We start from the raw sequence: 25,941 nt of genomic DNA, 5'->3' as shown, positions 1-25,941 counted from the left end.
TTTTTATTTATTATACCACTAATGAACCAGATTTTTCTGACACCCTATTCCTACGACAAATTTCTTCTGCCAAAAATGAAGTAATAGTACGTCGAGGAAACAACATAGAGTCCTGCTGTGATTGTGAATGCATAGGCATAGCCCCAATACGAACCACTTGCAATAACAAGCCCCGCTGCTACAGGCCCCATCGCTGCCCATCCAATATTAAATACAGTTTGGTTCACTGAGTTAGCAAGCCCTTTGTATTTATCCGCAACAATTTCCATTGCAATAGCACTTTGAATCGGATTCCCCGCATTCATGAGTGCCTGGCGCATAAGGAATCCGAGTGATGCTAACAACAGGGATGTCGTATAGGCCGTTAATAGTAAAAATGGAATAGACAGCATTTGGAATAGGATAAGTGCTTTCACTTTCCCAACCTTTTTCACTAATGCCGGACCAATAAGCATAGCTACCGCCGTCATCGCAGATCCAAGTGATAAAATAAGACCAATGTATGCATTTGAGGCATCAAATCGGTTTGAGAAATATAAATTCAAGTACGGCACAACAAGACCTGAACCAAAACCAATCAGCAAACTCGCAAATGAGAAATGGAAAATCAGAATGATATTCCGTCTGAAGCTGCTGTCGACTTTCTCAATCTCTTCGTCCACAGGTTCAACGGACGTTTTCTTCACTTGCACCGGTTTAGGCGGCTTGTTTTGAAGTTTAAATAAGGGAAGTAAACCAATTATAAAAATGGTTGCCCCCGTTAGAAGCGCCCAACGAATCGCATCAGCTGCATCGAGAGCCAAGAGGACTTCTAGTACGTCAGCGATAACGCCCCCAAGCAAACTGCCGATAACATTCGCAACCGTCATGAGGGCGAAGTGGATACTAAACATATGGACCCGTTCGGCGGGCTTTGAGTTTTCAGCGAGAAATGGCACACCCGAAACTTGCACGAATGCCATGAATAACCCCGTCAGAAATGCTGCGTAAATAATTGGCGTTTCAGCAACAGCGACACTTCGGTAAAACAATGTCATTCCTCCGAAAATTGCACCGCCGACAATCATCCATTTCCGACCGAATTTATCACTTAGAAATCCGGCTGGAACGAGCATAATTGCCGAAGCCAACGCCGTCATAGAAATGACTTTTCCGTTGATAGTTTCAGGCATTCCTAACTCTTTTATATAGAGATTGTACATGACCATGAATACACCCATCCCGATCTGGATGAGCACGTTCGCTAGCATGAACAGCCTGACGTTTTTATTGAATGAAGATATTTTCAACTTCCAATCCGCATACCATTTCCCCATGCTACTCCAACTTTCCATACGAGATACTTCGTTACTCTAAAGATACGTCTTTCAGAATAGTTTTTCAACAACTCAAATGCATCGTGCCAGTTATTGACACCATTTGTACCCTTCAAATTGTGGCAACAGCTGGACCACACACCGGGTAGTACGGGCAACAATAAAGCAGTCACTTGGAGCTTAATCACAAAGAAAAAAGGAACTTCCCACTTACACGGAAGTCCCCTTCGTCATATCCTTGTCATTCAACTTTCGGAGTACCAGAAGTTCCCGCCTGCAATTTATACATTTGAGCATATTGCCCACCAAGCATAAGCAACTCATCATGTGAGCCTTGTTCAACAATCTCCCCGCGATCTAACACTAAAATACGATCCGCGTTCTTAATAGTAGAGAGTCTATGGGCAATGATGAACGTTGTACGCCCTTTTTTCAGTACGTCCATCGCATGTTGGATGATTTCCTCTGTTTCCGTGTCGATGTTGGACGTCGCTTCATCCAGAATAAGAATGGCAGGATCGAACGCAAGCGCCCGTGCGAATGAAATAAGCTGGCGCTGTCCAGAAGAGAGCGTACTCCCTTTTTCCACAACTGGCTCGTCAATTCCGCCTGGCAAATGTTTCAATACCAGTTCCCCACCGACTGCATCTAGCGAATGTTGCACTTTTTCGCGTGTAATGCGTGAGTCACCTAAGCTAATGTTCGACTCGACTGTCCCACTAAACAAGTAAGGGTCTTGCAGAACAATACCCATATGATCACGAATCGTCTGACGTGGCATGTCACTGATGTTTAGTCCGTCAATCGTAATCTTCCCTTTCGAAGCATCATAGAAGCGGAACAGTAAATTCATGATTGAACTTTTTCCCGATCCAGTATGGCCGACAAGTGCGACCGTTTCTCCCTGCTTTGCTCCGAATGAAAGATCCTTTAAGACATATTCTTCATCCTTATAAGCGAACCAGACATTCTCAAAGCGGACATTTCCCTGGTAACGGGCGATTTTGTCGTCGCTTACCGGCTCCCCTTCACGGTCCAATAATTTGAAGACACGCTCTGCCGCCACAAGTGAATGCTCGAGACGTGCGAACTGGTTTACAATGCCCGTCACCGGGTTGAACAACCGTGTAATATAGTCTACGAAAGCATAGAGCATCCCAACTGAAATGAAACTTTCTGTGGAGATCGAAGCACCGCCAAAATACCAGATAAAGAACACAAAGGTCAATGACCGGATTACGTCGACAAGGTTATGTGAAGTCGCCGCCTCCACTTTTAGCAGTTTGTTCTGATAGCGGAAGTGTTCATCATTCAAGTCACGGAATTCCTCTTCCATCTGCTTTTCACGACGAAATGCCTGAATGATTGTCATGCCATTTATTGATTCATTAATCATCGCATTCATGTCACTCACTTTTCCGCGGATGATATGGTTAACCTTCGAAGCGAATTTTCTGTATGCCTTCATCCAAATATAAAGTATTGGTAAGACAAATAACGTGATAGCACCCATTTTAGGATCCAAAATGAACATTGCAATGAAGATTCCTGTAATGTACATTCCGCTAATTGCGAACTGTGAAACGACCGTCACATATAAGTTACGGATCGCTTCCGTGTCATTTGTAATTCTTGCAACAACTTTCCCAGCAGGCAAATTATCAAAATAGCGGATTGGCAATGTCTGAATATGTTCGTACAGATCATTACGCATTTTCTGTATGATACGATTTGCCGCCTGTTGCATCAATAAATACTGGAAATACCTCAGTATCGCAGTTACCACGGCGAGCCCGAAAAAGATGGCAAGTAGCTTGGCGATCGGAGCGAAATCCATGCCCCCGCCAGTAGCCCCTGCAATGTGGTCATCAATGATTTTCTTGGCAATCATTGGTCCCATTAGATCCGCAGCGACTGCGAACGCGAGAAGAATAATACCTGTCAGTAATAATTTTTTATAGTCAAGTGCGTAGTGGAGTAAGCGTCTACCGGTACCCATATTATTCAACCTCCCCAATCTGTTGGCGGTCGAATTGTTCTTTGTACCAGCCGTTCATTCCAAGTAAGCCCTCATGTGTTCCCTCTTCAATAACACGCCCATCGTCAAGTACGATAATCCAGTCTGCATGCTGAATAGCAGACAGTCGGTGTGTTGTAATAATTGTCGTTTTTCCAGAACGTTCCGTTTGAATATTTTCTATGATTTTCGCTTCCGTTTTTGCATCGACCGCAGAAAGCGAGTCATCTAAAATAAGAATCTCCGGATTTTTCACCAGTGCTCGTGCAATGGATATTCGCTGTTTCTGCCCTCCGGATAATGCAACACCCTTCTCTCCGACAAGTGTTTCAAGTCCTTCAGGAAGCATTTCAAGATCTTTTTCAAAATAGGACAGACGAATCGTTTCCGCAATGTCCGCTTCGGTTGCATCGGGTCGTCCGAATAAGATATTATCCCTGACTGACCGTGAAAACAGAACGTGATCTTGCGGGACGTAACCAATCCAATCCCTTACCTGATCTTTTGTCATTGACTGCATTGGTACTCCCGAGAAGACGATTTCCCCTTCTCCGGATGGATATTCACGCAGTAGCTGTTTGACGAATGTCGTCTTTCCACTACCGGTTTTTCCAACTATCCCAAGCGTATCGCCACGTTTCAAATGGAGCTTAATAGCATCCAAGTTGACCGAATGCGACGTCGGATAAGTGAAAGTAACATCCTGGAAACCTACACTATTAGGTTGTTCAACATTCACGGGATGTTTAGGATCCTTCACATCTTCCTCATAATCAAGCGTCTCTGTCACCCGGTCGAGTGACGCATTTCCGCGTTGTAAAACGTTAATCAATTCACCAATTGCAAACATCGGCCAAACAATCATCCCAAGATAGACATTAAAGGTAACAAGATTTCCTAGCGTCATATCACCAATGGATACAAGGTAGGCCCCGTAACCGAGCCCAATCATATACGTCAGACCTGTCAGTACTTTCGAAATTGGCATGAACAGCGCGTCAATCTTCTCGACGTGCATGTTTTTCTGATAGACATCTTCCGTCATATCAGCAAACCCTTTTTCAGATGCACGTTCCTGGACGTATGCACGAACAACCCTTACACCCGCGACTGCTTCCAAGACGTTATCATTCAAATCACCGAACGCCTGCTGTGCCGTCATATATCTTTCGTGAATTTTCTTTCCTAAAACCTGCATGATAAACGCCAAAATCGGAAGCGGTAAAATCGCCACAAGCGTCAATTTCCACGACACGAGAAAGCCCATCGTCAAGACTAGCGTCAGTAAATAGAGCGTCGAATCGACAAGCGTCATGATGCCGAAACCTGCCGTCTCAGATATTGCCCGTAAGTCATTTGTAGAACGGGCCATCAGATCGCCTGTTTTATTTTTCTCATAAAACGTGGGGGTCATTTTCAGAAAATGATGCATAAGCTTTCCCCGTAATTGTCGTTCGATTACATAAGCCCCGCCAAATAATTGGTATTGCCAAACATAGTTACTTGCATAATTGAAAAGCATAATTAAAAACATAGAACCAATAAATATAACAAGTAATCTTGCTGTCAACGTCTGTGTATAGATCGAGTCAATTGCCTGCCCGATTAGCCAAGGTGGAATAACAACAAGAATATTCGTCACCATCAGCAGAATAAGCGCAACTGTGTACCTCTTACGATTTTCTTTAAAAAACCATTTTAATTTAAATAGCACTGAAAACATAATTCAATCAACCTTCTTCCCTATTCTCTTACAGCTATCCGCTTTCGAGAGATTCCTTTTTCAATATTTTCCTTTGTTGTTTGATGATTAACATCGTCAACACTCCTTTTCCTATTAGTTAGTCCAACTTTATGCAACACGCAATGCGTGGAAACACCAATTTCTCTTTAGATTAAAACAAAAAAAGAGCACACGCTTCTTAAGATAAGCGTGTGCTCATAAAAGGAACGGCAAAGCGCGCCGGTCCGGGTTTATTTAGTGTTAAAAACTAAAACACGGATAGGTACGGTTTCATTTTATTGTAGTTGTTTTGGAACACGTATACTTTTTTCATTTTCCGTACCTCCCTTTCTATTTCGAGTAACTAACTACTTGTAGGTTATCATTTCCATTTCAGAGTTGTCAATACTTTTCGAAAACAGAATTACTTCAACCATTTTCTATGATGTAATCCTCAAGTCAGTGAGAATCTTACTGTTCGTTAATATTGGATAAATATATGAATGAGTTAAATTGAATATGACACCAACAGAGAAATACGTAATGAATAACAGCTACTATATATGTTAAACAAATGAATACAGCGTATGCGCTTTACAAGAGCTTTTGGTAGGCCACTGAGAAGGTCCCAATAATTGGAGTGAAATAGAACTCCTACCAATACCGCTTCGACGCTTTGTGGATGCCTCCCGCGATAAGCCAGAAAGAAGACCACTTTCAGTCTTATCGCTCCGGCTACCACGAAGTCGCGCCTTCGCTGGATGGTCTATTTGAGAAAGCGCATTTCATCCCAGATAATTATATATGTTGAATCTGGTATATATACTGAGCGAAGGCGCCTTAACAGGGGTAGCCGAAGCCATAAGACTGGCGGCGAAGCTGCTTGGCTTAGGGCGGGAGGCATCCCCGAGCGTCGCAGCGGTTCAATGGAATTCTTTATTTCAATTTATATAGTATCAACTAGTAATCACAGTATAATCTCGGCATATACATCTCAAAATCATATTTTCCTCGATAATGAACACCCTAGCGCAGGCATCCCCAAAGCGTCAAGCGTTCTACAATCCACACCCCGAATTTCATTGAGGCTTGAACAACTTCTATGAACTTTTTCTTATCCTTTTTCAGAAGTCCTGCTATACCGCCTTACCAGCAAATATACGTAAGACAAGAGTATCTATTTGTTTTTTTCTTGAAAATAAATTATCATAGAGTTAACTAAGGATTTTACCACTATAGGAGGTGTACACTTTGTTCTCCCCCTCATTTGGGTTCGGAACAAAGTAATTATTTGGATATTGCCATACGATTGACAGCATTTGCTGTCTTGATCGCTCTCACCGCATTTTTTGTTGCGAGTGAATTTGCAATTGTGAAGATTAGATCAACACGGATTGACCAACTGGTTGCGGAGGGTAACCAGCGTGCCGTAATTGCGAGAAAGGTAATTAGTAATCTGGACGAATATTTGTCCGCTTGCCAATTGGGGATTACGATAACTGCTCTCGGACTCGGGATGCTCGGGGAACCAACTGTAAAACTAATGTTAAAACCGATTTTCTCTTATTTCGATTTAACAGCTAGTACTTCCAGTATTCTTTCATTCATTATCGCATTCACATCGGTAACATTTTTGCATGTTGTTATAGGTGAATTGGCTCCTAAAACGATCGCGATTCAAAAAGCGGAAGCCATTACATTGTTATTTGCAAAACCGCTTATTTTATTTTATCGCCTCATGTACCCTGTTATTAAAGGTATGAATGGTTCTGCACGTTTCTTCGTTGGACTGCTTGGCTATAAATCGATTTCTGAATCAGAAGTCGCTCATACAGAAGAAGAACTTCGAATGATTTTATCAGATAGTTTAAAAAGCGGCGAGATTAACCAAGCCGAATATAAATATGTCAATAAGATTTTCGAATTTGATGACCGGATTGCCAATGAAATAATGGCCCCTCGGACAGAAATGATATCAATCGAAAAAGATATGACATTACGTGAAGTATTCGATGTGATGGGTGTTGAACAATATACACGCTACCCTGTCACGGATGGCGATAAAGACCATATTATTGGTCTGGTCAACATGAAAAACCTATTGACAGCATTCATTAAGGAACCAGACACAGCTGGCCATCAACCAATTGTTAATTATATGCAACCGATTATACATGTCATCGAATCGATACCAATCGCCGACCTTCTACTCAAAATCCAACGAGAACGCATTCATATGGCGATTCTAATGGATGAATATGGTGGAACTTCAGGCCTTGTAACTATCGAAGATATTTTAGAAGAAATCGTCGGTGATATTCAAGACGAATTCGATATGAATGAAGTACCAGAAATTCAAATTCTCGGGGAAAACCATTACATTTTAGACGCGAAGATGCGCATCGAAAATGTAAATGACATTCTCGGTATTTCCATTAACGAAGAGGACATCGATACAATCGGCGGCTGGATCATGACCCAACGCTTCGAAGCAATCCAAGGTGAAAAAATTATTGAACAAGGGTTTGAATTCATGGTGAAAGATGTGGATGGTCATCATATTCTCTACCTAGAAGTCATCAAATATGAACAGGACTCCACTGACAGCACTTCAGAATTGTCAATGGAATCCTAACTAAAAGCGTCTTCCCTATGGAGGACGCTTTTTTTGTCCGATACGATACGCTCCCACCTTCTCAGCTATATTTCAAATGACCTGAAAAGTCTGTATTGACTTTCTTCTTGCGTCTTGTTATTATTAATTCAACTTACAGAAAGCAGGTGAAGTTTTATGGCTATTATCATTGTACCTATTGCTAATTTGATCGGACCCATACTTTCACCTGCCGTGCTTTTATAATAAGCATGCTTATTCTGTTATGCGCGTGAAAGCCGTGGTGTCCGATCAAAGGACCCACGGCTTTTTTATTGTCTAGCTACAGGCGCCTTGCGCTTTTCTAGTACGCACATAACAGGAGGAATATAAATTGATTAATTTAAACGAGTACGGTTGGAATTTATCCCATGAAACGAACTGGGATGATATAAAAGACGGATTAAAAATGAAAAAATGTACGCCTGGGCGTGTCACACTCGAGCATAAAAGAATGTATCGGGTTGTCACAGCTGAAGGTGAATGGCTATCTGTCTGTTCGGGTGCGATGCAGTACGAAGCCGATGAGCGACGAGACTTTCCAGCTGTCGGTGATTGGGTCGCAGTGGAAAAAATGCCTGGTGAAGAACGTGGTATTATCCATGACATATTACCGAGAACATCTCTGTTCTCCAGAAAATCCGCTGGCACAATGATTTCCGAACAAATTATCGCAGTAAATATCGATATCGTTTTCTTGGTCATGTCGATGAATAAAGACTTTAATGCTAGACGACTCGAGCGTTATCTGGTTGCCGCCTATGATTCAGGCGCAAGTCCCGTCGTCGTATTGACAAAGAAAGACGTATGTGATGACCCTTCCTACTACATTGAAGAAGCACGGAATATAGCTATGGGCGCTGATGTTTTCGCCGTGAGCAATGTAACCGGTGAAGGAATTGACGAATTGACCGCACTGTTAGATGGCGGAAAAACAGCGGCCTTATTAGGTTCTTCAGGTGTAGGAAAATCCTCTCTTACAAACGCCATTTACGGCGGTGAAACGATGTTCGTTCAAGATATCCGTGATGATGACGATAAAGGCCGGCATACGACAACCCATCGTGAACTCGTTAAGATTCCTGGCGGCGGTGTACTGATTGATACGCCAGGGATGAGAGAGTTTCAGCTGTGGGACAACAGCGAGAGCCTGGATTCAGGTTTTAAAGACGTGGAAGCATTCACCAATTCATGCAAGTTCAATGACTGTCAGCATAACAATGAACCCGGATGTGCAGTACAGGAAGCACTTGCTACAGGTGCTTTACCTGAAGACCGCTATGCGAGCTATCTGAAACTCCAAAAAGAGTTGGCATTCCTTGAACGAAAAATGGATGCCGCCGCTCGATCCGAAGAACGGAATAAGTGGAAAAAGATAACAAAAAGTATGCGCAATCATCCTTCGAAGAAGAAATAAGTAAAGAGTCACTATATGAGAAGGGCTGATCTGTTAGTCGATAAATTATCGACTAACAAGAACAGCCCTTTTTTTGATATGTATATTGATTGTTATCACCGCGTTGATTTGCTTTATCACCGTCATCGGGAGGTTTATCACCGCCATGGACCCGTTTATCACCGTCTTAAACGAGTTTATCACCGCCATGGAATTCCTAGTAAGTCGGAAACTACTTTTTGCGTTACAAAAAACAGCCACGTACACCGGGTTTACCGGTATGCGTGGCATTTTTGCTTTCAATCCTTCTTATACTCGATATGGTACACATCATGACGACGATCTTTTAGTTGCTTCACGGTACCGTCCTGACGCTGGCGACGTAATATCTCGAGGTCGACGTCTCCAATAAGTACCATTTCTAAATTTGCATTCGTTTCTCCTACGATGCCATCCCGAGCAAACTCGAAATCGGATGGAGCGAATATAGCTGATTGTGCATATTGGATATCCATATTTGCCGTCTGTGGCAAGTTTCCGACCGTGCCAGAAATAACAGTGTAAATCTGATTTTCAATCGCTCGGGCTTGGGCACAATAACGGACGCGCAGATACCCTTGTCTATCTTCTGTACAAAATGGTGTGAAGATAATATTGGCACCCATATCTGTTGCAATACGTGCCAATTCGGGGAATTCGATATCATAACAAATTTGGATGGCGATTTTCCCACAGTCTGTATCGAAGACGCGAACCGCATCTCCTGCACTAATTCCCCACCATTTTCGTTCATTTGGCGTAATGTGAATCTTATATTGTTTTTCGATTGACCCATCACGACGGAACAAATACGAAATATTGTAGATTTCTTCATCCTCTTCCTCGACAAAGTGAGATCCACCAATGATATTCACGTTATAACGGACTGCAAGATTCATGAACATCTCAATATATTGCGGCGTATATTCAGTCATTTTACGTACTGCTTGGCTCGGCGATATTTCATCCATAAATGACATAAGCTGAGTCGTGAATATTTCAGGGAAGACGACGAAATCGGAGTTGGCATCAGACGCGACGTCAACGAAATATTCACACTGATGAGCCATGTCGTCGAATGATGAAATCTTGCGCATCAAGTATTGGACAACGCAAATACGTACTGGATAACTTGTCTTGAAATGACGCTTCGTCAGCGGTTTATAATCAACGTTATTCCATTCCATAAGTGTTGCATATTTCTTCGATGCTTTATCGTCCGGTAGATAGTTTGGATTAACCCTCATCAACGTAAAGTCATTCATCAGTTGGAACGTCAGTACAGGATCATAGATTTTATGGCGCGACACAGAATCTACATATTCACGCGGCGACATTTCTTCGGCAAATTTATGGTAGTTCGGGATCCGACCACCTAGGATAATCGACTTCAAATTGAGCTCTCTCGCAAGTTCTTTACGTGCTTCATACAAACGCTGTCCGACCTTCATACGGCGGTAGCCAGGATGCACCATAACTTCGATGCCGTACATATTATAACCGTCGGGATTATGGTTTGTTATGTACCCTTCATCAGTGACATCATCCCATGTATGGCGGTCGTCATACTCATCGAAATTGATGATTAGACTGGAGCATGAACCGATGATTTCCCCATCCAATTCAGCAACCATCTGTCCTTCCGGAAAATTTTCTAAATGACTCTTTAGATGCCCCTCTTCCCACGGTTCCATACCAGGGAAACATAATTCCTGCATACTTAAAAGCCTCGTTATATCCTCAAATTTCATCTGACGAATAACCATACTTATTTCAAACTCAGACAAATCAAATTCTTCACTCATCCGAAACACCTCTTCCCAACCTGTATCTCTCCATTATACCGCAGTTGCCCCTACAGTTAATAATGTTTTACTTGTTTAATACGACACCCTATAATCAAATGTGTATGTAGTTTACCAAGCAGGAGATGATTGTATGCAAAAACGACTAGAAAACAGTCTCATTGTTATTTGGACAGTTTCATTTGTCGCAACGCTCGGTTCGTTATACTTTTCGGAAGTACGCGGATATGAGCCCTGTACGCTCTGTTGGTACCAGCGGATTCTGATGTATCCAATCGTACTCATTTCAGGTGTCGCCCTGTTCCAAAAAAACGCACGAATTGCCTTGACTCTAGCTGTTTTCTCGATTGTTGGTGGAAGTATCTCCCTCTATCATTATGGAATTCAAAAGCTGACTTTTTTGGGCAATAGCGCACCGGTTTGTGGGAATGTATCTTGCACCGGACAGTACATCAACTATCTTGGATTTATTACAATTCCCTTCTTGGCGCTTACGGCATTTTTAATCATCTTAATCACAAGCCTTTTCATGATGAAATGGCAGAAGGAGTCGAAGTAACTTGAAAAAATTATTAATCATTGGCGGTGCTATTGTCGCGGTCTTCATCCTCATTGTCGTATTATCGAACAAAGCGGACCAAGCAAAAATGAAAGACAATCCATATGGAACGGATAATCTTGAAAAACCAACAATCGATTTGATCGGCAATGAAAACTACAGCAACATCGTCTTGCCAGATACTCTGTTCAAAAAAATCGAGGCCGGTGAATCAGTAACGGCCTATTATTTCCACCCTGAATGTCAATTTTGCATGGAAATGACACCTGTTTTGATGCCAATTGCAAAAGAGATGGATGTCAACGTACTGCAATATAACATGATGGAATTTGGTGATAAAGCCGGAATGGATACAGACTATAAAATTGAACGTTGGCCAGCCCTCGTCCACTACAAAGATGGTAAAGAAGTCGGACGTATGCTCGGTGCACAACCCGAGGAAAATATCCGTGCATTTTTCAATGAATTCGAAGGCAAATAATATGGAACGAAGTCTAAGTTCGCTGCGTCCTGCGGCAACTAGGAGGGATGAAGTACAATCCCTCACGCTTCATGACCTACATCCTGTAGGCCCACGACTGGAAGGAATGATTTAAATGGCTTTATTTCATTATAAAACACAAGAAGACAATATGACGGTTGAATACTTGCTCAAAGATAAATGGCAAGGCGGTAAAAAGACGGTCCACCTTATGCGTATGGCCAAGAGTGTACTAGATTCGAACGGCGAACCCGTAGACGACTGGCGCTTACCTCTCGCGGAAGGTACGGAATTGGTGTTTACTTTCCCTGATGCAGCTTCCACGTATATTGCTGATGAACAAGTTGAACTTACCGTACTTTTTGAAGACGAGCATATCCTGGCAGCTGTTAAACCTGCTGGCATGACAACACATCCCGATGGTCCAAGGGACAAAGGTACACTGATGAATGCTGTCATGGCATATGTTAAAAACAATGGCGGGGATTATGCCGAGCATATCCATCGTCTTGATAAAGGAACTTCCGGTGTTGTTCTCGTTGCGAAGCATCCAATTGCGAAGGCACTCTTCGACCGTATGATTGAGAATAACGACATCTCGCGGAAATACACGGCAGAAGTTGACGGTTACTTGAAACGACCTAAAGGTTCCATTAGACTTCCGATTGGAAAAGACCGCCATCATCCAGCCAAACGAATTGTTTCAATGTCTGGACAAGCTGCTGTTACAAACTTCCGACTTATTGAACGTAAAGAAGAGACTTCCATTGTAGAGGCTGATCTTGAAACCGGTCGGACACACCAAATCCGCGTACATTTATCACATATTGGATACCCAGTTACAGGCGATACACTATATGACGGCAGTGAAACGGAAGACGGTCATTATCGGTTAACTGCAACTGCGTTATCGTTCATCCATCCATTTACAGAAGAACAGACGCTTATTGAAATGAAAAATATCTAAAAAATGCCATGGAGAGTATTTCTCCATGGCATTTTTTTAATAAATTGCACTTAGTTTGTGACATCCTCAGAACGCGGCATTTTTAGTCTAGGTACTCCTAAGTTCGCTCGTACTGAATCAAATTAAAACGCTAGTTGACGGATTCCATTCTCAAGACGCTCATCAACTTCTTTTGCATCTTCAATATGTTCCACAATTAGATTATGTGCTTGTGAGAATAAACTTTTCGCACCGTGAAGTTCATGTTTCACTTCTTCGGACAGTTTTTTCTGTTCTTCAATCATTTCTTGAATAGCACCAATGTCACCTTGGCTTACCTCAATCGTGCTTAGGATGCTTTCAATTTTTAATGCAGTTGCCAAACTTACTTCGACTCCTTTTTCAACGAGCTCAGCACTTTTCCTTGTAGCGGCAAGCGCTTGCTCGATTTCATTGCGAAGTGAAGAAGTTAATGTTTGGATGTTTGCCGTACTATCCGACGTGCTTTCTGCAAGTTTCCTTACTTCTTGGGCAACGACCGCGAACCCTTTTCCGGATTCTCCAGCCCGTGCCGCCTCGATTGACGCATTCAATGCAAGCAAATTTGTCTGCGCTGCAATATCTTCAATGACGCCGACAATTGACTGTATCTCAACTGATCTAGCGCTTAAGTTCGTCATGTTCTGTTCGGAAGCTTGAATTTGGATTCCCAAATCTTTGATTACATCGGCTGTCGCCTTTACCTCTTTCGTTCCTTCTGATGCTTCTTTAACCATGCTATGAGATTGTTCTTCAAGTGAACGACCTTTTTCAAACAAGTCCTGTGACTTTTCCGAAGTTCTTTCGCTTAGTTCACCTACGTTTTCAAACCTTGTCTCAATCTGACTAACTGCTTCACCTAATACGTTATGTTGCGCGTTTACTTTTTCATGCTGATTAACAGCAGCATTCAGCTCGCTTTTTAAGTCAGTTAAACGTCCTTGATCCTGTTGTTCTTTATCTGAATACGCCAACTTCAAACGGTCAATTTCTAGTTGAAGACGATCATCCTCGATACCCTTTTTCTTGCTTCTGAACATGGTAATCAATTCCTCCTACACCCTTTTTTTCATCATACCATAAAATACCTCATTTTGAATGTAGTATTTGTGCTAAAAGTTGCAATACTATGAATAGCATTAAGACTTATGACACATATCAGGCACGCTAATGAAATTAGTATGAATCCGGATTGGTTCCCGTCCGCTCATCGCGATTAAGTGCGTTAATCGATGCCATTTCTTCAGATGACAGTTCAAAATCGGCAACTTCATTATTTTCACTTATACGTTCAGGTGTCACCGACTTTGGAATAACGATGAGATTATTTTGCAAATGCCATCTGATAATAACTTGCGCAGGTGTTTTACCGTACTGTTCGCCGATAGTAAGAAGCGTTGGTTCTGCAAGTAGCTTCCCACGTGCAAGCGGTGACCAAGACGTCACAGCAATTCCATTCTCTTCGCAAAACGCACGGAGCGGTTCCTGTGTTAGATACGGATGGAGTTCAATCTGGTTCACCATTGGCGCAACATTTGCTTTTACAAGGATTTTTTCAAGATGATGGGCATGATGATTGGAGACACCTGTTGTACGGATCAGTTTTTCGTCATACAACCGTTCAATCGCTTTATAAGTGTCGACATATTTTTCTGACACAGGCCAATGTGTCAAATATAGATCCAAATAATCTAAGCCTAGTTTCTTCAATGAAGTCTCGAATGCGCGGAGTGTCCCGTCATAGCCCTGATCAGTATTCCATACCTTCGATGTGATGAACAGCTCTTCCCTTGGAACACCAGAGTGACGGACCGCTTCCCCCGTTTCCCTTTCATTCTCATAGATTGCCGCTGTGTCAATTGCGCGATATCCTGTTTCTATTGCGTATGTAATTGCTTCGACAGTCTGACCCGGATCCGTCATCTTATAGACGCCAAGTCCTAATTGTGGCATTTTCACACCATTTGCTAGCTCAAGTGTTCCGTTGAATCGTTTTGTCATTTGAATTTCCCCTTTCGAAACTTATTCTTTAATTGTACAAGCGGCATTCGAATATTACGAATTACCTGATTGCATTTCAGAGTTGAATTTTAACGTAAAAACGAATATTATTGTAAATGTACTTCATTTCGTTCGTATTCTGAAAGGAGATTTACATTGTTTCATTTAAAAAAACATAATACCACTGTGAAAACGGAAGTATTGGCAGGTATGACAACTTTTTTGACAATGGCCTATATTGTCATCGTCAATCCGATTATTCTTGCTGACGCCGGCGTACCATTTGAGCAAGTATTCATTGCGACAATTATCGCTGCGGTTATCGGTACACTTTGGATGGCACTTTTCGCCAATTATCCAATTGCAATTGCACCAGGAATGGGATTGAATGCTTATTTTACATCGGTTGTTCTCGCATCTGATGGTCAACTCGACTACATGACTGCTTTTTCTGCAGTATTCATAGCTGGATTAATATTTGTTCTGTTGTCCTTGACTTCTTTCCGTGAAAAATTAATTGAATCAATTCCTGAGAGTCTAAAGCTCGGGATTACAGCTGGGATAGGGTTATTCATCGCCTTTATCGGCTTGCGTCTTTCTGGACTCGTCGCTCCACATGAGGCGAACCTTGTTAAGCTTGGCGACCTTACGTCTCCGCCCGTTCTACTCGCTTTGTTCGGCCTTCTCGTGACGGTTATTCTTATGACTTTGAATATCTATGGTTCGATTTTCATTGGAATGGTTCTAACCGGAATTGTCGCAGTCTTTACGGGTCAGCTCAAATTTGAAGGTGCCTTATGGAAAATGCCTCAATTGCCGGAAGGGATTCTTGTTTGGAATCCGATTACTGCATTCGGTGACGTCATTTCACATGGTTTGTATGGGGTGGTTTTTGCCTTTCTCATCGTTACCTTGTTCGATACCACCGGCACGATGATTGGCGTTGCAAAACAGGCTGGCCTTATGAAAGGCAATAAGCTGCCACGTGCACGTCATGCATTACTTGCAGATTCTGTTGCAACAACATTCGGATCAATGTTCGGTACGAGCCCAACAACGGCGTACATCGAATCTTCATCTGGTGTTGCAGTAGGTGGCCGGACAGGATTGACATCACTGACTGTCTCTATCCTCTTCCTTGTCGCGGCATTTTTCGGTCCACTCGTCAGTACATTGTCTGGTGTATCTGCAATCACAGCTCCTGCTTTGATTATCGTCGGAAGCTTGATGATTGGCGCAGTGAAAGATATTGATTGGGATTCATTCGATGAAGCATTCCCAGCATTCCTCGTTATTCTAACAATGCCACTCACATCGAGCATTGCGACAGGAATCGCTCTTGGTTTCATCACATACCCGCTATTGAAAGTTGTGAAAGGGAAAGGAAAACAAGTTCCTATCCTGTTATATATTTTCGCAGTACTGTTCACCTATCAGCTGCTCTATTTACCACATTAAAAAATACCCTTCCGTTAGTATTCGGAAGGGTATTTCTTACATATTGATTTAGCGTCTAGAAGTGATAGCTGACATTACGAGCGCTCCTGCAGTTAGTAGGTGCATGAACCAGCCAATGAACGGAATAGCACTCACTATGCTCGTGACGAGACCTAGGATGGGTGCTGCCTTACCCTGCATGTCCCGAATTGAAAGCAGTAACGTAATTGCATGTAAAACGAACATGACACCCAGCACTGAATATCCGGAGCTTATAACAAAAACTCCTCCAATGATTGGAATTGCAAGAAAACCTTCTGCAATTGCCGTGATCCATTTCATTCCTGTCGAGTAATTTTTCATACTATATTCTACCTCCATATTATTTAAGTCGTTATGTTATATACGGACAAGCCGACAAAAAGTTTCATTTTTCTTGGCTCTGTCACAATTTTTCCTGACGGTCGTTTCAATTCCATTTAAAATAGGGTATACTTAACGAAGCTACTAATGAATTTACAGGAGGTACCTATCATGACAGTAATTCTAATTATAGGTGTTTGCTTTGCATTCCTATCTGCAATTTTCACAGGCGGATACGATGATAAACCGGGCAAGGTTAAGATACCTGGCCTAAAAAAATAACAATAAGTAAAACGGGACATGCCTTCAGGCTGCCCCGTTTTTTTTATACCAATCCTGGATAAGATTGTTGCCTAAGTGCTTCATATATAAGTATCGCCGCCGTGTTCGATAAATTAAGCGACCGAATGTTGTCGTTCATCGGGATTCGTAGACACCGTTCTTTATTCTCCTCTAAAATTTCTTCAGGAAGTCCGCTCGTCTCTTTACCGAAGACGAAAAATATATCTGTTGCACCATCAGAATAATCGAATGCAGTATGAGTCCTTTCACCGTGTTTTGTCAAAAAGTAAAAAACAGCATCGGGATTCGCCGCGAATAGCTCACGAATTCCTTCATGATATGTAATGTCGACGTGCTCCCAGTAATCGAGCCCCGCACGTTTCAACATTTTGTCATCCGTCGAAAATCCAAGCGGTTTCACAAGATGAAGTTTCGCTCCTGTTCCTGCGCATGTCCTTGCAATATTCCCTGTGTTTGCAGGGATTTGTGGTTCAAATAACGCTACGTGTATGGCCATCTCAGTGATTCCTCCAATTAAACTTTTTCTTACTATAGATTTGTTGAAATATAGAACCCCATTGAATTTACTTCTGCTGCCTCTTGTAAGGAGCCTTCGTTTAGTTTATATAGGCATTCATTTCTTTAATATATAAGTATCCGCTGCCTTTTCTAATTCAGCACGCACTTCCGGATCTTCCTCTTTCGATAATGCTTCCTTAATCGCTACATATCCTTCTTCCAAACCAATTCGACCAAGTGCCCATGCAATCGTACCACGAATGACGGGCCTTGGATCGTTCTCTAACATACTGATCAATTCAGGTACCGCAGACTCCTCCTTAAAATGTGCGAGTGCAATAATTGCATTTCGCTGAATCGGATTTTTTCCGCGCCAAGATCCTGATACATGTCCAAATTTCTCTTTAAATTCTCGATTCGACAACCTGAGCACAGGCTGAAGAAGTGGCTTCGCCAGTTCAGGGTCCGGTTGGAATGCTTGCTGATGCAAATTATGCTTTCCTTTATTTTTCGGACATACCGTTTGACATGTATCACACCCGTATATCCGATTACCAAACTCCGCACGAAATTCTTCCGGGATTGGCTTTTTCGACTGTGTAAGGAAAGCAATGCAACGCTGCGCATTTAATTGACCACCCTGAATCAATGCACCAGTTGGACATACGTCAAGACAAAGTGTGCAATCCCCACATTCATCTTCCATTGGAACGTCCGGCGCAAAAGGGATATTGGTAATCATTTCACCCAGGTACACATACGAACCGAATTCCGGCGTAATTATTGAACAGTTTTTTGCCGACCAGCCAATCCCCGCCCGTTCTGCAACAGCGCGGTCTGCAAGCTCACCCGTATCTACCATCGAGCGAACCTTTGCTTTAGGTGCATGTTCTAGTATAAATTCCTCAAGCAGTCTCAGCTTTTCACGAAGGACTGTATGATAATCTGTTCCCCATGATGCACGGCAAAAAATACCCCGGCGCTCGCCTTTTTTTCCTCTCGGAGAATCTGCCATTTTGGATGGATAAGCTACAGCAATTGCAATAATGCTTTCTGCTTGATCAAGCAAAAGAGCAGGTTCTGTCCGTTTATCTAAATCCTTTTCTTCAAAACCCGACTGATAGCCTAGTTCTTGCTGCCGCTTCAAGCGGTTTTTCAACTCACGAAATGGTGCAGCTGTTGTAAAACCAATTTTGTCGATGCCGATTGACTCCGCATAGTCCCTCACTGACTGTTGCAACTGAACAGCATTCACACTGTATCGCCTCCACTATGCTACTATTGAATTAAACTATATAAAGGGTGAAGTCATTGATTATTGAAATGGATATGAAGCTTTTAGGTGCCGTACCCGGATTAAAATTGGGCATTAATCATTATACCAAAATTACAGTGTCAGAATCGCCTCAAATGCTAAAAGGAAAATTGCAATTATTCCAAGAGCAACTTTTCTTTGAGCTGGAGAACAAGTCCGTCCCCGAATTCCCTGGCATTAAAGAATGGCGTACTGTGTGGAAAGCACTTGGCGCAGACCCTAATCGATACCGTCATTCTACAGAAGCACTTATGCGCCGGATTAAGAAGCAAAACTACATCGATCCATTCCACAATGCTGTCGACTTGAATAACTTCTTTTCCTTGCAGCACGAAATTCCAGTAGGCATCTATGACCTCGAAAAAATTGTCGGCGATATAGTCGTTACTTCAGGGACAGAAGAGGATGGATATGATGGATTGAATGGTCGTTTTAATTCATTACAAAACATTCTACTGTTAAAAGATGATTATAGCCCATTCGGTAGCCCATATGTCGATTCTATACGCAGCGCTGTAACAGAAGATACGACAGACGCGTTACATATCTTCTTCCTACGCCCGTCCATGGATGCTACTGAAGCGTTTGAACTGACAACAGCATGTGGGAACATGTTTACTAGTCTTAGTGGTGGAGATGTTCGTTCATATGTTTTGCACGAGGGACAAACTTCCATTATAGTTGACTGACAATGTTTCTAAATGGGGGGAATGAACAAGTGAGCAACATAACACTCGCTGAAGCTGTAAAATTAAAAAGTGTTTTAACAAAACGAATTCATGAGCTTGAAGATGAAATGAGACGCGTAGCCTTTACGAATGTAGAAAAAGGCAACACCCCTGATCAAGGACCACGTAGCCTTAAAATCGTAGAAACAGAATTGGATGAAGTCCGTTTAGATAGTCGAGTGCTCGACCGTCTCATGTATCGTGCCAATATCGATAATGAAATCGAGTTCCAAGGGCAACAACTTGCGATTGTCGAAGCGATTGAACTTGCCATACAATTACGTGCAAAAGCCCGCTTTTACAAAGAACTCTCTATGGCAGAAAAAGAAGAGATTCAATACGGCTACTCTGAAGGTACGGTCGTATACCGTGTTGCTTTATTCGATCCTGAGGATTATCGGGTGAAATCATTGCAAGCAGAAAAGGATGCACATAAGTTATCTAATTCTATTAATGCAAAAAACTATTCGATTGTCTTGAAATTTGATGATACGAAGTACTTTTAATGCCCTTGGAAAGGTGAGACTCCTCTCCAGGGCATAGAGTAGGGATCAATCCAATTTAAATTGCAGGCAAACCAATAACCTGTCACCATTTACTTTGTGACCAATCCCCAATGACCAACCAAGGCAATTGCAATGGACAACCCAAACTAGTGTCATCGGATCCCCTCTATGAAAATCGCTCCTTACGCTTCGGCGGTAAGGAGCGATTTTGTTTACTACCCATTTTTGAACCGCTGTGTTTTCTCACCATCTATTAGTAACGTCCAGGTTCCACTCTCTAGAAAACTTGTGCCACCAAGTTTATCAAGTCGACTTTTCCTGATGAAATGCCTCTTACTCATTTTCTGCAATATGCTTCAGAGCTCTTGCTCGACTCACAATAAAGTTTCTCATATAGCTTTCCAAAAACAACTTATCCGCAATAACACCAATCACTCCACAGGGTGATCTATATTGAAATCTGTCAATCATCAGAGTGCCATTATCCTTCTCAATAAACTCATGAATATGGTGAAAAGATTGGAATGCTCCTTTCACCATTATGTCTTCAAACATATACGGTATATCCATCACCGTTACTTTGGCAGTTAGTCTTTGTCTTATACCGAAATGAACGGCCTCCCATGTAACAATATCCCCGGCCAGCAATAAACCTGTTGTCACCCCACCGACAGCCTTCTCTTTCGTCCCCTCTGTTGTACGGGTATGAATATCCACGTCTCGTGCAAGATCAAAGCAACGTTCTACCGAGGCTTGAATGAACTCCTGGTGTTCAATTAATGGCATAATGTTTCCCCTACTCTCTATTCTTTTATCTAAATATATATTGAAATAAAGAATTAAATTACATTGAATTCTTTAAAGTGCTAGGGGTAGCCAAAGCCCACGTTCGCTCAGTTAAGTCAACTTATATAGTAGAAATTAAACACAAAAAAACACAACCGAAGTTGTGTTTTTCATCTGATACCCGAGGCCGGACTTGAACCGGCACGCCTTACGGCATCGCATTTTGAGTGCGACGTGTCTGCCATTCCACCACTCGGGCATAACACTATTTAGTTTACGAACAACGATACATAAGAAAATTGGAGGCGGCAACCGGAATCGAACCGGTGGTAAGGGTGTTGCAGACCCATGCCTTACCGCTTGGCTATGCCGCCGTAGATGATGGAGCGGAAGACGGGATTCGAACCCGCGACCCCGACCTTGGCAAGGTCGTATTCTACCACTGAACTACTTCCGCGAAACTGGGGTAGCTGGATTCGAACCAACGAGTGACGGAGTCAAAGTCCGTTGCCTTACCGCTTGGCTATACCCCAAAAAGATAAATGGGGCGACTGAAGGGAATCGAACCCTCGAGTGTCGGAACCACAATCCGATGTGTTAACCACTTCACCACAATCGCCATGATATCTAGTTTGTTTTAATTGAATATAAAATGGGGCGACTGAAGGGAATCGAACCCTCGAATGTCGGAACCACAATCCGATGTGTTAACCACTTCACCACAATCGCCATGATATATAAGTTTGTTTTAATTGGATAGATAAATGGGGCGACTGAAGGGAATCGAACCCTCGAGTGTCGGAACCACAATCCGATGTGTTAACCACTTCACCACAATCGCCATAATATTAGATTATACTAAAAAAAATGGCAGGGGCAGTAGGAATCGAACCCACATCAAAGGTTTTGGAGACCTCTATTCTACCGTTAAACTATGCCCCTAAAACTGGTGGTGGGGGGCGGATTCGAACCGCCGAACCCGTAGGGAGCGGATTTACAGTCCGCCGCGTTTAGCCACTTCGCTACCCCACCATATAGGTGTAAATGGTGCCGGAGAAAGGACTTGAACCCTCAACCTACTGATTACAAGTCAGTTGCTCTACCAGTTGAGCTACTCCGGCACAAATATTAAAATGGTGGCTCAGGACGGAATCGAACCGCCGACACAAGGATTTTCAGTCCTTTGCTCTACCGACTGAGCTACTGAGCCACATATTTGGTTTACATTAAGATATTAGCTTATTCTAAACCTTATAAGAAAAATAAAAATGGCGGTCCCGACCGGGATCGAACCGGCGATCTCCTGCGTGACAGGCAGGCATGTTAACCGCTACACCACGGGACCATTTGGTTGCGGGGGCAGGATTTGAACCTGCGACCTTCGGGTTATGAGCCCGACGAGATACCACTTCTCCACCCCGCGACAACAATATAATGTATTCATTTGATAAAGAGCTAATCATTTACATGTCAGCTATATGATCTGCTGTATCATGATAAAATTTGGTTGCGGGGGCAGGATTTGAACCTGCGACCTTCGGGTTATGAGCCCGACGAGATACCACTTCTCCACCCCGCGACAATAGTATTTATATAATTAAATATATGTAAGTTTCTTTAAGCGGTGAATCTGCTTAAAAAACTTAATGGTGGAGGATGACGGGCTCGAACCGCCGACCCCCTGCTTGTAAGGCAGGTGCTCTCCCAGCTGAGCTAATCCTCCTGGGTAAAATTGCGATAAGCGGCGCATCTCTCTGTCAGCTTCATTCGCTCAGTCAGTCACGTACTAATGTACGCTCCTTCCTTCTCCCAATTTTAACGAGAGTGTGCTATGCTCGAATTACTGAATTAAAGTCTACGTGCTTAATGATGAATTTCTAAAAAATTATGGTGACCCCTACGGGATTCGAACCCGTGATACCGCCGTGAAAGGGCGGTGTCTTAACCGCTTGACCAAGGGGCCTTAATTTATCATTTATATGAATCTGGCGGAGAGCAAGGGATTTGAACCCTTGAAACAGCGTTAGCCGCTTACATGATTTCCAATCATGCTCCTTCGGCCACTCGGACAGCTCTCCTAAATGGCTCCGCAGGTAGGACTCGAACCTACGACCGATCGGTTAACAGCCGATTGCTCTACCACTGAGCTACTGCGGAATAATATTAAGAACATACATTAAGTATCTTCTTTTGGACTAACAGACCAGCGACGTCCTACTCTCACAGGGGGAAACCCCCAACTACCATCGGCGCTGAAGAGCTTAACTTCCGTGTTCGGTATGGGAACGGGTGTGACCTCTTCGCAATCGTCACTGAACTATTTTCCACAAGACAAGATTAATTATATCATACCTTGTTGTTACTTGCAAGCGTTTTTACAAAATAATTAATTTTGTTCGCTCAAAACTGAATAAAACAGACATTGTGCTACACAGAATCAGGGTAATCAAGCCCTTTTCAAAATTGGTTAAGTCCTCGATCGATTAGTATCCGTCAGCTCCACACGTCGCCGTGCTTCCACCCCAGACCTATCAACCTCATCTTCTTTGAGGGATCTTACTTACTTGCGTAATGGGAAATCTCATCTCGAGGGGGGCTTCATGCTTAGATGCTTTCAGCATTTATCCCGTCCATACATAGCTACCCAGCGATGCCTTTGGCAAGACAACTGGTACACCAGAGGTATGTCCATCCCGGTCCTCTCGTACTAAGGACAGCTCCTCTCAAATTTCCTGCGCCCGCGACGGATAGGGACCGAACTGTCTCACGACGTTCTGAACCCAGCTCGCGTACCGCTTTAATGGGCGAACAGCCCAACCCTTGGGACCGACTACAGCCCCAGGATGCGATGAGCCGACATCGAGGTGCCAAACCTCCCCGTCGATGTGGACTCTTGGGGGAGATAAGCCTGTTATCCCCGGGGTAGCTTTTATCCGTTGAGCGATGGCCCTTCCATGCGGAACCACCGGATCACTAAGCCCGTCTTTCGACCCTGCTCGACTTGTAGGTCTCGCAGTCAAGCTCCCTTATGCCTTTGCACTCTACGAATGATGTCCAACCATTCTGAGGGAACCTTTGGGCGCCTCCGTTACTCTTTAGGAGGCGACCGCCCCAGTCAAACTGCCCGCCTGACACTGTCTCCTGCCCCGATAAGGGGCATGGGTTAGAAGTCCAATACAGCCAGGGTAGTATCCCACCAACGCCTCATCCGAAGCTAGCGCTCCGGAATCCAAGGCTCCTACCTATCCTGTACAGGCTGCACCGGAATTCAATATCAGGTTACAGTAAAGCTCCACGGGGTCTTTCCGTCCTGTCGCGGGTAACCTGCATCTTCACAGGTATTATAATTTCACCGAGTCTCTCGTTGAGACAGTGCCCAGATCGTTACGCCTTTCGTGCGGGTCGGAACTTACCCGACAAGGAATTTCGCTACCTTAGGACCGTTATAGTTACGGCCGCCGTTTACTGGGGCTTCAATTCGAAGCTTCGCTTGCGCTGACCTCTCCTCTTAACCTTCCAGCACCGGGCAGGCGTCAGCCCCTATACTTCACCTTGCGGTTTTGCAGAGACCTGTGTTTTTGCTAAACAGTCGCCTGGGCCTATTCACTGCGGCTCTCTCGGGCTTTAACACCCTACCAGAGCACCCCTTCTCCCGAAGTTACGGGGTCATTTTGCCGAGTTCCTTAACGAGAGTTCTCTCGATCACCTTAGGATTCTCTCCTCGCCTACCTGTGTCGGTTTGCGGTACAGGCACCTCCCGCCTCGCTAGAGGCTTTTCTTGGCAGCGTGAAATCAGGGACTCAGGGATAAATCCCCTTGCTGTAACAGCTCAATGTTATAGGAACGGGATTTGCCTCATTCCACACCTCACTGCTTAGACGCGCATAACCAACAGCGCGCTCACCCTATCCTACTGCGTCACCCCATTGCTCAAACGGCGGGGAGGTGGTACAGGAATATCAACCTGTTGTCCATCGTCTACGCCTTTCGGCCTCAACTTAGGTCCTGACTAACCCTGAGCGGACGAGCCTTCCTCAGGAAACCTTGGGCATTCGGTGGAAGGGATTCTCACCCTTCTTTCGCTACTCATACCGGCATTCTCACTTCCAAGCGCTCCACCAGTCCTTACGGTCTAGCTTCGACGCCCTTGGAACGCTCTCCTACCACTGACATCTAAGATGTCAATCCACAGTTTCGGTGATTCGTTTAGCCCCGGTACATTTTCGGCGCAGCGCCACTCGACCAGTGAGCTATTACGCACTCTTTAAATGATGGCTGCTTCTAAGCCAACATCCTGGTTGTCTGGGCAACGCCACATCCTTTTCCACTTAACGAATACTTGGGGACCTTAACTGGTGGTCTGGGCTGTTTCCCTCTCGACTACGGATCTTATCACCCGCAGTCTGACTCCCAAACATAAATCATCGGCATTCGGAGTTTGTCTGAATTCGGTAACCCGGGATGGGCCCCTAGTCCAAACAGTGCTCTACCTCCGAGATTCTTAAGTTTGAGGCTAGCCCTAAAGCTATTTCGGAGAGAACCAGCTATCTCCAGGTTCGATTGGAATTTCACCGCTACCCACACCTCATCCCCGCACTTTTCAACGTACGTGGGTTCGGGCCTCCAGTAAGTGTTACCTTACCTTCACCCTGGACATGGGTAGATCACCTGGTTTCGGGTCTACGACCCCATACTCTATCGCCCTATTCAGACTCGCTTTCGCTGCGGCTCCGCATTCACTGCTTAACCTTGCATGGAATCGTAACTCGCCGGTTCATTCTACAAAAGGCACGCCATCACCCATTAACGGGCTCTGACAACTTGTAGGCACATGGTTTCAGGATCTATTTCACTCCCCTTCCGGGGTGCTTTTCACCTTTCCCTCACGGTACTGGTTCACTATCGGTCACTAGGGAGTATTTAGCCTTGGGAGATGGTCCTCCCGGATTCCGACGGAATTTCACGTGTTCCGCCGTACTCAGGATACACTCTGGAGAGAATGGACTTTCAACTACGGGGCTTTTACCCGC

18 protein-coding genes, 18 tRNA genes and 2 rRNA genes (1 of these 38 cut by a window edge) are annotated in these 25,941 nt (G+C 43.7%); 8 read left to right on the top strand and 30 right to left on the bottom strand.

The window, feature by feature from the left end:
• Positions 1 to 50 precede the first annotated feature (50 nt).
• From MKY15_RS11295 to MKY15_RS11285, 3 genes are all read right to left on the bottom strand, one after another.
• Positions 51 to 1,334, bottom strand: coding sequence for an MFS transporter (locus MKY15_RS11295; RefSeq protein WP_255428575.1), 1,284 nt, complete (start codon positions 1,332 to 1,334; stop codon positions 51 to 53).
• A gap of 223 nt (positions 1,335 to 1,557) precedes the next feature.
• The gene (locus tag MKY15_RS11290; RefSeq protein WP_067205885.1) at positions 1,558 to 3,315 is read right to left on the bottom strand and encodes an ABC transporter ATP-binding protein; all 1,758 of its coding nucleotides are present in this window, start codon (positions 3,313 to 3,315) and stop codon (positions 1,558 to 1,560) included.
• A gap of 1 nt (position 3,316) precedes the next feature.
• Positions 3,317 to 5,056, bottom strand: coding sequence for an ABC transporter ATP-binding protein (locus tag MKY15_RS11285; protein ID WP_067205882.1), 1,740 nt, complete (start codon positions 5,054 to 5,056; stop codon positions 3,317 to 3,319).
• Between the two features lie 1,309 nt (positions 5,057 to 6,365).
• On the opposite strand from MKY15_RS11285, the gene MKY15_RS11280 reads away from it, so the two are divergent.
• Entirely contained in the window at positions 6,366 to 7,691 is a 1,326-nt protein-coding gene (locus MKY15_RS11280) for a hemolysin family protein (RefSeq protein ID WP_067213830.1), read from the top strand.
• Positions 7,692 to 8,118: 427 nt separating this feature from the next.
• Positions 8,119 to 9,126, top strand: coding sequence for a ribosome small subunit-dependent GTPase A (rsgA, locus tag MKY15_RS11275; RefSeq protein WP_082786794.1), 1,008 nt, complete (start codon positions 8,119 to 8,121; stop codon positions 9,124 to 9,126).
• Positions 9,127 to 9,404: 278 nt separating this feature from the next.
• Here the strand turns inward: rsgA and MKY15_RS11270 are convergent, their stop codons facing one another.
• Positions 9,405 to 10,949, bottom strand: a complete 1,545-nt coding sequence (locus tag MKY15_RS11270) for a bifunctional GNAT family N-acetyltransferase/carbon-nitrogen hydrolase family protein (protein ID WP_067205879.1) — start codon at positions 10,947 to 10,949, stop codon at positions 9,405 to 9,407.
• Between the two features lie 133 nt (positions 10,950 to 11,082).
• Here MKY15_RS11270 and MKY15_RS11265 point away from each other — a divergent pair, with 133 nt between their 5' ends.
• The 3 genes from MKY15_RS11265 (at position 11,083) to MKY15_RS11255 (ending at position 12,956) form a co-directional block, all read left to right on the top strand.
• Positions 11,083 to 11,508 carry a disulfide oxidoreductase gene (locus tag MKY15_RS11265; RefSeq protein ID WP_342537576.1) on the top strand — a complete coding sequence of 142 codons (426 nt, stop codon included), beginning with the start codon at positions 11,083 to 11,085 and terminating at the stop codon, positions 11,506 to 11,508.
• A gap of 1 nt (position 11,509) precedes the next feature.
• Positions 11,510 to 11,989 carry a thioredoxin family protein gene (locus MKY15_RS11260; RefSeq protein WP_067205874.1) on the top strand — a complete coding sequence of 160 codons (480 nt, stop codon included), beginning with the start codon at positions 11,510 to 11,512 and terminating at the stop codon, positions 11,987 to 11,989.
• A 115-nt stretch (positions 11,990 to 12,104) separates the two neighbouring features.
• Complete coding sequence (locus MKY15_RS11255; protein ID WP_187046659.1) at positions 12,105 to 12,956, top strand: RluA family pseudouridine synthase; 852 nt, start codon at positions 12,105 to 12,107, stop codon at positions 12,954 to 12,956.
• Between the two features lie 122 nt (positions 12,957 to 13,078).
• Here the strand turns inward: MKY15_RS11255 and MKY15_RS11250 are convergent, their stop codons facing one another.
• Both MKY15_RS11250 and MKY15_RS11245 read right to left on the bottom strand, forming a co-directional pair.
• Positions 13,079 to 14,014, bottom strand: coding sequence for a methyl-accepting chemotaxis protein (locus MKY15_RS11250; RefSeq protein WP_067205870.1), 936 nt, complete (start codon positions 14,012 to 14,014; stop codon positions 13,079 to 13,081).
• Between the two features lie 136 nt (positions 14,015 to 14,150).
• Positions 14,151 to 14,975 (bottom strand): aldo/keto reductase, encoded by an 825-nt coding sequence (locus tag MKY15_RS11245; RefSeq protein WP_067205867.1) that lies wholly within the window; start codon positions 14,973 to 14,975, stop codon positions 14,151 to 14,153.
• A gap of 156 nt (positions 14,976 to 15,131) precedes the next feature.
• On the opposite strand from MKY15_RS11245, the gene MKY15_RS11240 reads away from it, so the two are divergent.
• On the top strand, positions 15,132 to 16,433 hold the full coding sequence (locus MKY15_RS11240; protein WP_067205864.1) for an NCS2 family permease: 1,302 nt from the start codon (positions 15,132 to 15,134) through the stop codon (positions 16,431 to 16,433).
• 48 nt (positions 16,434 to 16,481) lie between these two features.
• Here the strand turns inward: MKY15_RS11240 and MKY15_RS11235 are convergent, their stop codons facing one another.
• From MKY15_RS11235 to queG, 3 genes are all read right to left on the bottom strand, one after another.
• Entirely contained in the window at positions 16,482 to 16,775 is a 294-nt protein-coding gene (locus MKY15_RS11235) for a hypothetical protein (protein WP_067205862.1), read from the bottom strand.
• Positions 16,776 to 17,100: 325 nt separating this feature from the next.
• The gene (gene trmL / locus MKY15_RS11230) at positions 17,101 to 17,574 is read right to left on the bottom strand and encodes a tRNA (uridine(34)/cytosine(34)/5-carboxymethylaminomethyluridine(34)-2'-O)-methyltransferase TrmL (protein ID WP_067205859.1); all 474 of its coding nucleotides are present in this window, start codon (positions 17,572 to 17,574) and stop codon (positions 17,101 to 17,103) included.
• Positions 17,575 to 17,691: 117 nt separating this feature from the next.
• Positions 17,692 to 18,831: a tRNA epoxyqueuosine(34) reductase QueG gene (gene queG / locus MKY15_RS11225; RefSeq protein ID WP_340766126.1), complete on the bottom strand. Its 1,140-nt coding sequence runs from the start codon at positions 18,829 to 18,831 to the stop codon at positions 17,692 to 17,694.
• Between the two features lie 68 nt (positions 18,832 to 18,899).
• On the opposite strand from queG, the gene MKY15_RS11220 reads away from it, so the two are divergent.
• On the top strand, positions 18,900 to 19,580 hold the full coding sequence (locus MKY15_RS11220; RefSeq protein ID WP_082786793.1) for a phenylalanine--tRNA ligase beta subunit-related protein: 681 nt from the start codon (positions 18,900 to 18,902) through the stop codon (positions 19,578 to 19,580).
• 29 nt (positions 19,581 to 19,609) lie between these two features.
• The gene (locus MKY15_RS11215) at positions 19,610 to 20,125 is read left to right on the top strand and encodes a hypothetical protein (RefSeq protein ID WP_156475953.1); all 516 of its coding nucleotides are present in this window, start codon (positions 19,610 to 19,612) and stop codon (positions 20,123 to 20,125) included.
• Between the two features lie 333 nt (positions 20,126 to 20,458).
• Here MKY15_RS11215 and MKY15_RS11210 read toward each other — a convergent pair whose 3' ends face one another.
• The 21 genes from MKY15_RS11210 to MKY15_RS11110 all read right to left on the bottom strand — a co-directional run.
• Positions 20,459 to 20,911, bottom strand: coding sequence for an SRPBCC family protein (locus MKY15_RS11210; RefSeq protein ID WP_187046656.1), 453 nt, complete (start codon positions 20,909 to 20,911; stop codon positions 20,459 to 20,461).
• A 178-nt stretch (positions 20,912 to 21,089) separates the two neighbouring features.
• Positions 21,090 to 21,170 (bottom strand) — tRNA-Leu (locus MKY15_RS11205).
• Between the two features lie 41 nt (positions 21,171 to 21,211).
• Positions 21,212 to 21,285: transfer RNA gene (locus tag MKY15_RS11200), tRNA-Cys, on the bottom strand.
• An 8-nt stretch (positions 21,286 to 21,293) separates the two neighbouring features.
• Positions 21,294 to 21,368, bottom strand: a tRNA-Gly gene (locus MKY15_RS11195).
• 4 nt (positions 21,369 to 21,372) lie between these two features.
• Positions 21,373 to 21,444: transfer RNA gene (locus MKY15_RS11190), tRNA-Gln, on the bottom strand.
• Positions 21,445 to 21,454: 10 nt separating this feature from the next.
• Positions 21,455 to 21,530, bottom strand: a tRNA-His gene (locus MKY15_RS11185).
• 34 nt (positions 21,531 to 21,564) lie between these two features.
• Positions 21,565 to 21,640, bottom strand: a tRNA-His gene (locus tag MKY15_RS11180).
• Between the two features lie 36 nt (positions 21,641 to 21,676).
• Positions 21,677 to 21,752: transfer RNA gene (locus tag MKY15_RS11175), tRNA-His, on the bottom strand.
• Between the two features lie 27 nt (positions 21,753 to 21,779).
• Positions 21,780 to 21,853: transfer RNA gene (locus MKY15_RS11170), tRNA-Trp, on the bottom strand.
• Between the two features lie 5 nt (positions 21,854 to 21,858).
• Positions 21,859 to 21,943 (bottom strand) — tRNA-Tyr (locus MKY15_RS11165).
• A 13-nt stretch (positions 21,944 to 21,956) separates the two neighbouring features.
• Positions 21,957 to 22,032, bottom strand: a tRNA-Thr gene (locus MKY15_RS11160).
• A 13-nt stretch (positions 22,033 to 22,045) separates the two neighbouring features.
• Positions 22,046 to 22,121 (bottom strand) — tRNA-Phe (locus tag MKY15_RS11155).
• Positions 22,122 to 22,180: 59 nt separating this feature from the next.
• Positions 22,181 to 22,256, bottom strand: a tRNA-Asp gene (locus MKY15_RS11150).
• A gap of 3 nt (positions 22,257 to 22,259) precedes the next feature.
• A tRNA-Met gene (locus tag MKY15_RS11145) sits at positions 22,260 to 22,334 on the bottom strand.
• 81 nt (positions 22,335 to 22,415) lie between these two features.
• A tRNA-Met gene (locus MKY15_RS11140) sits at positions 22,416 to 22,490 on the bottom strand.
• Positions 22,491 to 22,558: 68 nt separating this feature from the next.
• Positions 22,559 to 22,634 (bottom strand) — tRNA-Val (locus tag MKY15_RS11135).
• 165 nt (positions 22,635 to 22,799) lie between these two features.
• Positions 22,800 to 22,874, bottom strand: a tRNA-Glu gene (locus MKY15_RS11130).
• Positions 22,875 to 22,897: 23 nt separating this feature from the next.
• A tRNA-Ser gene (locus MKY15_RS11125) sits at positions 22,898 to 22,989 on the bottom strand.
• 4 nt (positions 22,990 to 22,993) lie between these two features.
• A tRNA-Asn gene (locus MKY15_RS11120) sits at positions 22,994 to 23,068 on the bottom strand.
• A gap of 44 nt (positions 23,069 to 23,112) precedes the next feature.
• Positions 23,113 to 23,228, bottom strand: a 5S ribosomal RNA gene (rrf, locus tag MKY15_RS11115).
• A gap of 146 nt (positions 23,229 to 23,374) precedes the next feature.
• Positions 23,375 to 25,941, bottom strand: a 23S ribosomal RNA gene (locus MKY15_RS11110); it runs 365 nt beyond the window's last position.

Origin of the sequence: Sporosarcina sp. FSL K6-1540 (genome assembly GCF_038620285.1) — a bacterium.
GTDB lineage: Bacteria > Bacillota > Bacilli > Bacillales_A > Planococcaceae > Sporosarcina > Sporosarcina psychrophila.
The sequence above is the reverse complement of the archived record's forward strand: the minus strand, read 5'-3'. Positions and strand labels throughout refer to the sequence as shown.